Here is a 1,409-nt window from a genome sequence, read left to right on the forward strand (position 1 = left end):
GCGCATCGGTCTCGCCGAATTCTCCGCCATCAAATACGGAGCCACGCTCGATGTTCATAATGTGTGAATCCGATAGGTATAGTGACGGGGAGAAGGGGCTGACGACGACCTTGGGGCTATCCTGCAACGCTGGTAATTTGCGAAGCCGCCGATGACAGCGCCCCTCTCCCCGTCTCTATACGGGGAGAGGATGCCGGCAGGCAGGTGAGGGGCGGCGCAAACGCACGGAAAGGACAGCGCCGAGATCGACAATTGGCTGTCTCAACACAAATTGTCTGAAGCAATTGACCGCCGTTCACCCCGCGCCCACATCGTGCTAACCAGAATCCATGGCACAGAAGAAAGGATACGAGGTCGATTCGTGGTTGGCGCGGCCGGATCCGCGCGTCTCGATCGTCCTGCTCTATGGTCCCGATCGGGGGCTCGTCGCCGAGCGGGCGAAGGCCTTTGCCGGCAAAACCGGCCTGCCGCTCGACGATCCGTTCTCGGTGGTCAGGCTGGACGGTTCGGAAGTCGACCGCGACGAGGGCCGCCTGCTCGACGAGGCGCGCACCGTGCCGATGTTTTCGGACCGGCGCCTGCTGTGGGTGCGCAATGCTTCCGGCCAGAAGGCGCTTGCCGACGACGTCAAGGCGCTGACCGCGGAGCCCGCGCGGGACGCGATCATACTCATTGAGGCCGGCGACCTGAAGAAAGGCGTCGGCCTGCGTTCCATTGTCGAGACGGCCGACATTGCCATGGCCTTGCCGTGCTACGCCGACGAGGCCCGCGACATCGACACGGTCATCGACGAGGAATTGCGCAAGGCCGGCATGTCGATGACGCTGGAGGCCCGCCAGGCGCTGCGCCGCAACCTCGGTGGTGACCGGCTAGCCTCGCGCGGCGAGATCGAAAAGCTGCTGCTCTACGCCCACGGCCAGAGCGAAATCAGCCTCGACGATGTCAAGGCGACGTCGGGCGACGTTTCCGGCCTGTCCTTCGACGACGCCGTCGATGCCATGCTCGAAGGCAAGGTCGGCGACTTCGACATGGCCTTCACCCGCCACTGCCAGGCCGGCGGCCAGGCTTTTCTGGTGCTGTCGTCGGCGATGCGGCAGCTGCAGGCGATCCAGGCGATGCGCGGCCTGATGGACGCCGGCGGCCGCAACGCCGCTTCGGTCGTCGCCGCGGCGCGTCCGCCGGTGTTTTTCTCGCGGCGCAAATTGGTGGAGAAGGCTCTCGAACGCTGGAATAGCGAGGCGCTTGGCCGCGCCTTGACTAGGCTGCAGACCGCGGTCCTGCAGACCCGCCGGCGCCCGGATATCTCGGTCGCGCTGGCACGGCAGGCCCTGCTCGGCATTGCCGTCGAAAGCGCCCGGCTGGCGGCGCGTAGCTGATCTCCCCCCTCGAGGGGGAGAAGTCGCCGAAGG

Annotated in this window: 1 protein-coding gene; it reads left to right on the forward strand. The window is 65.8% G+C overall.

Going from position 1 to position 1,409, the window contains the following annotated elements:
* The first annotated feature begins 329 nt into the window (after positions 1 to 329).
* Positions 330 to 1,376: a DNA polymerase III subunit delta gene (holA, locus tag NKH12_RS30395; RefSeq protein ID WP_352956477.1), complete on the forward strand. Its 1,047-nt coding sequence runs from the start codon at positions 330 to 332 to the stop codon at positions 1,374 to 1,376.
* Positions 1,377 to 1,409: the final 33 nt, after the last annotated feature.

The sequence above is a fragment of the Mesorhizobium sp. M1322 genome, from assembly GCF_040318085.1.
In the GTDB taxonomy this organism is placed as follows: domain Bacteria; phylum Pseudomonadota; class Alphaproteobacteria; order Rhizobiales; family Rhizobiaceae; genus Mesorhizobium.